The sequence below is a fragment of the Burkholderia sp. APQ4-4ca genome (assembly GCF_057837105.1).
Genome location: NZ_JBYQCG010000085.1, coordinates 5,166 through 13,157, shown reverse-complemented (window position 1 = coordinate 13,157; position 7,992 = coordinate 5,166). Strand labels below are relative to the sequence as shown.

At 66.8% G+C, this 7,992-nt stretch carries 8 protein-coding genes; 6 read left to right on the top strand and 2 right to left on the bottom strand.

What is annotated here, in order from left to right:
* Together AC3IFE_RS10435 and AC3IFE_RS10430 are read left to right on the top strand one after the other, a co-directional pair.
* Window positions 1–1,374, top strand: a 1,374-nt coding sequence (locus AC3IFE_RS10435; protein ID WP_489190460.1) for an MFS transporter, incomplete at its 5' end; no start/stop codon positions are given.
* A 54-nt stretch (window positions 1,375–1,428) separates the two neighbouring features.
* A complete protein-coding gene (locus AC3IFE_RS10430; RefSeq protein WP_069620876.1) occupies window positions 1,429–1,875 on the top strand; it encodes a MarR family winged helix-turn-helix transcriptional regulator in 447 nt (148 codons plus the stop codon).
* Between the two features lie 68 nt (window positions 1,876–1,943).
* Here AC3IFE_RS10430 and AC3IFE_RS10425 read toward each other — a convergent pair whose 3' ends face one another.
* The gene (locus tag AC3IFE_RS10425) at window positions 1,944–2,525 is read right to left on the bottom strand and encodes a DJ-1/PfpI family protein (protein ID WP_089435629.1); all 582 of its coding nucleotides are present in this window, start codon (window positions 2,523–2,525) and stop codon (window positions 1,944–1,946) included.
* A 155-nt stretch (window positions 2,526–2,680) separates the two neighbouring features.
* Window positions 2,681–3,961 (bottom strand): amino acid deaminase, encoded by a 1,281-nt coding sequence (locus AC3IFE_RS10420; protein WP_489190459.1) that lies wholly within the window; start codon window positions 3,959–3,961, stop codon window positions 2,681–2,683.
* A gap of 119 nt (window positions 3,962–4,080) precedes the next feature.
* Here AC3IFE_RS10420 and AC3IFE_RS10415 point away from each other — a divergent pair, with 119 nt between their 5' ends.
* The 4 genes from AC3IFE_RS10415 (at window position 4,081) to AC3IFE_RS10400 (ending at window position 7,549) form a co-directional block, all read left to right on the top strand.
* Window positions 4,081–5,019 carry a MurR/RpiR family transcriptional regulator gene (locus AC3IFE_RS10415; protein WP_489190458.1) on the top strand — a complete coding sequence of 313 codons (939 nt, stop codon included), beginning with the start codon at window positions 4,081–4,083 and terminating at the stop codon, window positions 5,017–5,019.
* A 2-nt stretch (window positions 5,020–5,021) separates the two neighbouring features.
* The gene (locus AC3IFE_RS10410) at window positions 5,022–6,503 is read left to right on the top strand and encodes an N-acyl-D-amino-acid deacylase family protein (protein ID WP_489190457.1); all 1,482 of its coding nucleotides are present in this window, start codon (window positions 5,022–5,024) and stop codon (window positions 6,501–6,503) included.
* Between the two features lie 75 nt (window positions 6,504–6,578).
* Window positions 6,579–6,965, top strand: a complete 387-nt coding sequence (locus tag AC3IFE_RS10405) for a RidA family protein (protein WP_050016655.1) — start codon at window positions 6,579–6,581, stop codon at window positions 6,963–6,965.
* Window positions 6,966–7,348: 383 nt separating this feature from the next.
* Complete coding sequence (locus AC3IFE_RS10400; protein ID WP_489190456.1) at window positions 7,349–7,549, top strand: hypothetical protein; 201 nt, start codon at window positions 7,349–7,351, stop codon at window positions 7,547–7,549.
* The last annotated feature ends 443 nt before the right edge of the window (window positions 7,550–7,992 follow it).

The window sequence follows — 7,992 nt, the reverse complement described above, 5'->3', positions numbered from 1 at the left end:
ATTTTCGGCCGCCTCGGCGACTATTACGGCCGCAAGCCGTTCGTGATCGTGTCGATCGTCGTGTTCACCGGCGCATCGGTGCTGTGCGGAATGGCCAACGACATGCTGACCCTCGTGCTCGCGCGCGGGCTGCAGGGGATCGGCGGCGGGATGCTGGTCGGCACCGCGTTCGCGTGCATTCCCGATCTGTTCCCCGATTCCGTCGTGCGGCTGCGCTGGCAGGTGCTGATGAGCTCCGCGTTCGGCATCGCGAACGCGGTCGGGCCGTCGCTCGGCGGCTTCCTGACCCAGTCGTTCGGCTGGCGTTCGGTGTTCTACGTGAACCTGCCGATCGGCATCCTGTCGTTGATCTTCGTGTGGCGCTACCTGCCGCACCTGCGCCACGTCGCGCACGATCGCAAGATGCGGCTCGACTGGCCGGGCGCGCTCCTGATCGCGCTGTCGCTCGGCGCGCTGCAGCTGTTCGTCGAATGGCTGCCGAAGTACGGCGTCGCGAGCTGGGCGTCGCTGCTGCTCGTCGTCGCGGTCGCGGCGGGCCTCGGCCTGTGGCAATGGGAGAAGCGCTGCGCGCAGCCGATTCTGCCGTTCGACATGTTCGGCAATCGCGCGCTGTCCGCGCTGTTCGTACTCGCGATCCTCGCCGGGTTCTCGATGTTCTCGCTGCTGTTCTACGCGCCGCTGCTGTTCCAGGGCGGCTTCGGGATGTCGCCGAAGGAGGCCGGGCTCGTGATCACGCCGCTCGTCGTGTTCATCACGATCGGCAGCATCATGAACGGCCGCGTCGTCACGCGCATTCGCAACCCGAACACGATGCTGCACGTCGGCTTCGTGCTGTTCGCCATCGCGTGCGCGGGCATCGTCGTGTCGACCCATACCACGCCCGCGTGGGGGCTGATGGCGCTGATGGTCGCGGGCGGCATCGGGCTCGGCTTCGTGCTGCCGAACCTCACCGTGTTCGCGCAGCAGACGGCCGGCCGCGAGCACCTCGGCATCGCGACCGCGCTGCTGCAGTCGCTGCGGATGGTCGGCGGGATGCTCGGCACCGCGCTCACGGGCACGCTCGTCAATCAGATGTATTCGAGCGGCGTGCGCAGCGCGCTGTCCGCCGATCAGGCGATGCAGTGGCACGCGCGGCTCGCCGATCCGCAGATCCTGATCGATCGCGCGGCGCAGGGCGGCCTTGTCGCGGAGTTGACGCGTGCCGGGCATAATGGCGCGCTGCTGCTGGAGGCGGCCCGCGAATCGCTGGTCGGCGCGATTCACCTGGGCGTCGCGATGGCGGCCGTCGTCGCCGTGGTGTCGGTGTGGCAGTGCCGCCGCGTGCCGCCGATCGCGCTGCGGCGCAAGATCGAACCGCACGTCGCGGCCGATTGACCGATCGGGCGAGCGATTCGACGACTCAACGATTCACCGGAACGAAATCAGCGCATGGAAGAACAGGACCGCGTCGCGATCTTGCAGCAATTCGGACGCACGTATCGCGCCTTCATGACCGCGTTCGAGGCGCACGTCGGGCAGCCGATGCCGCGCTGGCGCATCATGGTCGCGCTGCATACGATGGACGGGCATGCGTCGCAGAAGAAGCTCGTCGAAGTGCTGCGCATCGATCCGGGCGCGCTCACGCGCCAGTTGAAGTCGCTCGACGCGCTCGGCTGGATCGAACGCGAATCGGACGCGCGCGACAACCGCGTGACCAACGTCACGCTGACGGACGCAGGCCGCGCCGCGTTCGACGCATGCCTGCCGCGCCGCAAGGCGTTTCTCGAACAGACGATGGCGCAGCTGCCGGACGACGTGCTCAATGCACTGTCGGGTGCGCTCGCGATGCTGGAATCGCGGATCGCGGACGTCGGGTCGACGCCGGTCGCGCGTTGATCCGCGGAGCCGGGCGGCACGTCGGTGCCGCCGGCCATCGCTTCATTTCATTCCGATGGGGCGCAGCTTTACAGCTCGATGCGCGTGCCGAGCAGTGCGAGGAACTGCGCGAGCCACGCCGGATGCGCGGGCCATGCGGGCGCGGTGACGAACGGTGCGTCGGTCACGGCCGCGTCGACCGGGATGTCCGCGTATTCGCCGCCCGCGAGCTTCACCTCCGGCGCGCAGGCCGGGTACGCCGAAATGCGTTTTCCGCGGATCACGTCGGCGGCCGCGAGCAGTTGCGCCGCATGGCAGATCGCCGCGATCGGCTTGCCGGCTTCGGCGAACTCGCGCACGAGCGAAATCACCTTCGGATCGAGTCGCAGATATTCGGGCGCACGGCCGCCCGCGATCGCGAGCGCGTCGTAGCGTGCCGCATCGACGTCGTCGAATGCCGCGTTCAGCGTGAAGTGGTGGCCGGGCTTCTCGGTATAGGTCTGGTCGCCCTCGAAATCGTGGATCGCGGTCTTGATCTTGTCGCCCGCGCGCTTGCCCGGGCAGACTGCATCGACGTGGTGGCCGACGGCCTGCAGCGCCTGGAACGGCACCATCGTTTCGTAGTCTTCGGCGAAATCGCCGGTCAGGAACAGGATCTTCTTCGCGGCCATGGCTTTCTCCAGTGAAGCGGCGTTGAAGGCCCGCTCGCGCCGTGCATGACGGCCGCGACGGGCCCCGAGGACGAAAGCGCAGTGTACTCCCGCAGATTGAAGCGCGCGTGACGGCCGCCCCGCGCGCGGCAGGGCGGCATCGCGCGCGGCGTGCGTCAGAAGAAGGTTTCGACGACTTCCGTCACGCGGAACTGCGGATCGAGCACGAGCACCTGGCGCCACTTGTCGAACGTCAGGCACGGGTGCGAGATGTCGAACGCGACCATGTCGCCGACCTTCACGTCCGCGCCCGGCGGGATCTGCAGGTACGCGTGCTGGTCCATCATCCCGGTGACGGCCCAGCCTTCGGCGGCGGCGACGTCGCGCGGCGCGGTGTCGCGGCCCGGGCGGAAGTGGCGCGCCGGCTCGGGCAGGCCCGCATCGAACGCCGCATCGCGCTTGCCGAGCGCGACGATTGCGCGATCGGCTTCCGGCACCGACTGCACGTACGCCCACAGCTGCAGCGCCGGCAGCAGCCCTTCGCCCATCGAACGGGCGATCGGGTTGCGCGCGAACACGTCGGTCTGCGCCTTCTTGTAGATGCCGACGTCGTGCGTCAGGTAGCAGCCCGGCCGCAGCACGACTTCCGCGAAGCCCGCGTCGGACGCCTTCCTGAATTCCTCCGCGACCACGTCGTACCACGCCGAACCGGCGCCGGACAGGATCGCCGGCGTGCGCGCGAAGCGGCCGGCTTCGGCCAGCTCGCGCGTGAGCGCGACCGCCTGTTGCAGGAACGCGCGGATCTCGCCTTCCTCTTTCAGCACACCTTCATAGAGCTCGATGCCGGCCAGCTTCAGCGTGTCCGGATAGCGCGCGATCGCGGCCAGCACGGCCTCGCGCTGCGCGGCATCGCGCACCCCCGCGCGGCCGCCCGGCACGCCGAGTTCGATCAGCACGTTCAGCGATTTCTTCGCGTCGCCGAAGAAGCGGCCGAGCTTGTCGACGCTTTCCGCGGAATCGACGAGGCAGAAGAATTCGAAATCGGGATCGGACAGCAGCCCCGCGATGATCGTCATGTTCTGGCGGCCGACCAACTGGTTCGCGAGCAGCACGCGCCGCACGCCGCCGTGATACGCGGCCTGCGTCTGGTGCGCGGTCGCGAGCGTGATGCCCCACGCGCCGGCGTCGAGCTGGCGGCGGAACAACTGCGGCGCCATCGTCGTCTTGCCGTGCGGCGCGAACTTGACGCCGTATTTCTGCACGAACGCCTGCATCCAGTTCAGGTTGTGCTCGACGCGATCCTCGTAAAGCACGGCGGCCGGCAGGCTGACGTCTTCCGCGAGCAGGTTCCATTCGAGCCGGCCCGCGTCGCCGAGCGGCACGCTCGCGCTCGGCACATTGCCCAGACCCTTGCCGAACGGATCGATCGTCGCTTCCTGATAGTTTGTAACTTTCATGTCATCCCGCTCCATCATCACTATGCATTGCACTGAAGTTGACATACAGATGGTACAGAAAGTAGCATCGGCGCGGTGATGTTATTTAATAACATCAGGCTTCATACCCTTTTCCGTCGATGAACACGCCCGCTTCCCCGCCCACTCCGCTCGCCGCCGAGCCTTATCCGACTCAGGTCGCCCCGCCGGTCCTCGACATCGTCGCGCGGATCGCCGAGTGCGCGCCCGAGCTGCGCGAGGCCGAACGCAAGGTCGCCGCGTTCATCCTCGCCGATCTGGCGCGCGCCGCGCATGCGAGCATCGGCGCGCTCGCGCGCGACGCGGAGGTCAGTGTCGCGACGGTCACGCGTTTCGCGAAGGCCGTCGGCTGCCGCGACGTGCGCGAACTGAAGGTGCTCGTCGCGCAGGCGGCGGCGGTCGGCCAGCGCTTTCTGGTGCCGTCCGACGACGCGCCGGCCGACGACGCGAACCCTGCGTCGATGGTCTACGACGAGATCCGCGTGGCGCTCGCGCACAACCACCAGCTGTTGCGCAACACGTCGTTCGACGCGGCGGCCGACCTGCTCGCCGGCGCGAAGATGACCTACGTGTACGGGCAGGGCGGCGGCTCGACCGCGCTGGCCGACGAGTTGCGCTTCCGGCTCGTGCGCTTCGGCCGGCCGGTCGCGAGCTACCAGGACAGCCTGTTGCAGCGGATGGTGGCCGCGACGCTGTCGAGCGATACCGTCGTCGTCGCGTTGTCGGTGAGCGGGCGCGTGCCCGAGCTGCTCGAAAGCTGTCGGCTCGCGAAGCGCTATGGCGCGAAGCTGATCGCGATCACCGCGCCGGCGTCGCCGCTCGCGAAGCTCGCCGACCACCTGATTCCCGTCGTCGCGTTCGAAACCGATTTCATCTACAAGCCGTCGACGTCGCGCTACGCGATGATGATGGCGATCGACGTGCTCGTCACCGGCGTCGCGTTGCGGCTCGGCGATGCGGGCCGGGAATCGCTGCGCCGCATCAAACACGCGCTCGATGCGCACCGTGGCGGCGGAGACCGTCAACCGGTAGGAGACTGACCATGCATTCGCATCCCGAAGCCGCCGATACGCTGATCGTCGGCGCGCAACTGTACGACGGCACTGGCGCGCCGCCCGTCACGCGCGACGTCGCGATCCGCAACGGCCTGATCGCGGCGATTGGCAACTTGTCGAACTGGCTGGCCGAGCACGTCGTCGACGCGAACGGCCGTGCGCTCGCGCCGGGGTTCGTCGACGTGCACACGCACGACGACACGCACGTGATCCGTGCGCCGGAGATGATCCCGAAGATCTCGCAGGGCGTGACGACCGTGATCGTCGGCAACTGCGGGATCAGCGCATCGCCGGTGACGCTCGCGGGCGATCCGCCCGACCCGATGAACCTGCTCGGCGAGCGCGGCGCGTTCCAGTACCCGACCTTCGCCGCTTACGTCGCGGCCGTGAACGTTGCGCGCCCGGCCGTGAACGTCGCGGCGCTCGTCGGCCATACGGCGCTGCGCAACAACCAGATGGACCGCCTCGACCGCGCGGCGACCGACGACGAGATCGCCGGCATGCGCGCGCAGCTCGAGGAGGCGCTCGCGAACGGCGCGCTCGGCCTGTCGTCGGGCCTCGCGTACGGCTCCGCGTTCGCGGCGCCGGCCGAGGAAGTGATGGCGCTCGCCGAGCCGCTCGCCAAGGCCGGCGCGCTGTATACGACGCACATGCGCACCGAGTTCGACGCGATCCTCGACGCGATGGACGAGGCCTATCGCGTCGGCCGCCACGCGCGGGTGCCGGTCGTGATCTCGCATCTGAAATGCGCGGGCCCGTCGAACTGGGGGCGCAGCACCGAAGTGCTCGCGTCGCTCGACGGCGCGCGACGTTACCAGCCGGTCGGCTGCGACTGCTATCCGTACAGCCGCAGCTCGTCGACGCTCGACCTGAAGCAGGTGACGGGCGACATCGACATCACGATCACGTGGTCGGAGCCGCACCCGGAAGTCGCGGGCAAGCTGCTGAAGGCGATCGCGGCCGACTGGGGCGTGACCGAGCAGGAAGCCGCGCAGCGCATTCGGCCCGCGGGCGCCGTGTACCACAACATGTCCGAAGACGACGTGCGCCGGATCCTGTCGCATCCGGCGACGATGGTCGGCTCCGACGGGCTGCCGAACGATCCGCTGCCGCATCCGCGGCTATGGGGCGCGTTTCCGCGCGTGCTCGGTCACTACGTGCGCGATACGAACCTGCTGCCGCTCGAGGAGGCGATCCGCAAGATGACGTCGCTGTCCGCGCGCCGCTACGGGATCGCGAAGCGCGGCGAGGTGCATGTCGGCTACCACGCGGATCTCGTGCTGTTCGATCCGGCGAGCGTGATCGACGCCGCGACGTTCGAGAAGCCGCAACAGCCCGCGCACGGGATCGACGCGGTGTGGGTGAACGGCGTGCTGACGTACGAAAACGGCCAGCCGACCGGCGAGCGCGCCGGCGGTTTCGTCGCGCGCGGCGAGCGCGTGCCCGCGAGTGCCGATGCGGCGTTCTGAACGTGTGCATTTCGATCTTCCGCGCGCGCCGCTGTCGGCGCGCGCATCCGTAACCGAAATTTAAGGAGTGAAACGATGAAGCGATATGGCGTGGGCGAGGCGAAGGGGACCGGCGGCCAGGTGATGCCGTTCGCGCGTGCGGTCGAGGCGGACGGCTGGCTGTACGTGTCGGGCCAGACGCCAATGGTGAACGGCGAGGTCGTCGAAGGCGGGATCGTCACGCAGTCGAAGCAGACGATCGAGAACGTCATCGCGATCCTGAAGGAAGCCGGCTATGGCCTCGAGCACGTCGTGCGCTGCGGCGTGTGGCTCGACGACGCACGCGATTTCGCGTCGTTCAACAAGGTGTTCGTGTCGTACTTCGGCGAGAACCCGCCGGCCCGCGCGTGCGTGCAGTCGAGCATGGTCATCGACTGCAAGGTCGAGGTCGATTGCATCGCGTACAAGCCGCCGGTGAAGTAACGCGGCGAGGGCGGAAGCTGTACAACAAGGCCGGTGCATTGATGTGCACCGGCCTTGTTGCGTTGGCACTGAATTTTTACACTTTGAATAGAGTCCTGTCGATGAGAGCGCGAGACGATAGGTCCGTGTGGCGGGTGACGGCAGTGATGGGCGCGTAATTCGCAACCGGCATCGTGAAATTCGAACGAGCAGACTAAGCGGATTACTGGGTATGGTCGTCTTCCCGATCAACGATTTCGTGAAGTCGCACCATGACGAGCAATACGTACCGCTACAGCGTTCATTCGGATCTCACTCCCGCTTGCGCGTGACGTGTTCGCGATCGTTCACGGCACGGTCTCCAGATACAACAGCCTGGTCAAACGCGAGGATAGGGTGTTCTGATGGAAAACGCGAGTTGGGACGAGATCGAGGCCTTTGTCAGGTCGGAGGCAGGGCTCGGCCCATCGAAGCCGCTCGCCGCTGGCACTCGGCTCTGGGAAGACCTGGGTCAAACCGGCGACGAAGCCAACGATTTCATGGGGCACTTTTTGAACGGTTTGCTGTGGATACGGGGGATTTCGATTTCCACAGATATTTCCTAATGGAAGGCGAAGGGTTGCTCTATTCGCTATTCCTGCGATGGGTGCTCCGAAAGCCGCACGACTTCAAACGGGAACCGATTACGCTCGCGATGCTGCATCGTGCAGCCGTAGAAAGGAGATGGGACGCCGCGCGATTGGCCGCGCTGCCGTGAAACATCGGATATTCGAACAGGCGCGTTGTCTGGCGGATGCCGGGCACTGCGTAATTGCTCTTGGGGCTGTGTTTGGTAAGGCGCATGCCTTGATTGAGGGCATCACAGGTTGGCGCCTCCCGGCAACATGCCGTTTGCCAAATTCATCGGTTTGCTGCGGGAGTAGGCTACTTATGGTCAAAAGGTGAATTGAAACGACTTCGGGTGACCAAGCAGAAATTCCAGCCGACATGGCCGTACCATTGCTGATGGGCGAATGCGCCGTACTGATGGAAACCATCCGTCTGCGGC

Bases quoted from the DNA above. Each gene is read 5' to 3' on its own strand.
- AC3IFE_RS10430 (WP_069620876.1), top strand. From the start codon at position 1,429: ATGGAAGAACAGGACCGCGTCGCGATCTTGCAGCAATTCGGACGCACG.
- AC3IFE_RS10405 (WP_050016655.1), top strand. From the start codon at position 6,579: ATGAAGCGATATGGCGTGGGCGAGGCGAAGGGGACCGGCGGCCAGGTG.
- AC3IFE_RS10425 (WP_089435629.1), bottom strand. From the start codon at position 2,525: ATGGCCGCGAAGAAGATCCTGTTCCTGACCGGCGATTTCGCCGAAGAC.
- AC3IFE_RS10415 (WP_489190458.1), top strand. From the start codon at position 4,081: ATGAACACGCCCGCTTCCCCGCCCACTCCGCTCGCCGCCGAGCCTTAT.
- AC3IFE_RS10420 (WP_489190459.1), bottom strand. From the start codon at position 3,961: ATGAAAGTTACAAACTATCAGGAAGCGACGATCGATCCGTTCGGCAAG.
- AC3IFE_RS10400 (WP_489190456.1), top strand. From the start codon at position 7,349: ATGGAAAACGCGAGTTGGGACGAGATCGAGGCCTTTGTCAGGTCGGAG.
- AC3IFE_RS10410 (WP_489190457.1), top strand. From the start codon at position 5,022: ATGCATTCGCATCCCGAAGCCGCCGATACGCTGATCGTCGGCGCGCAA.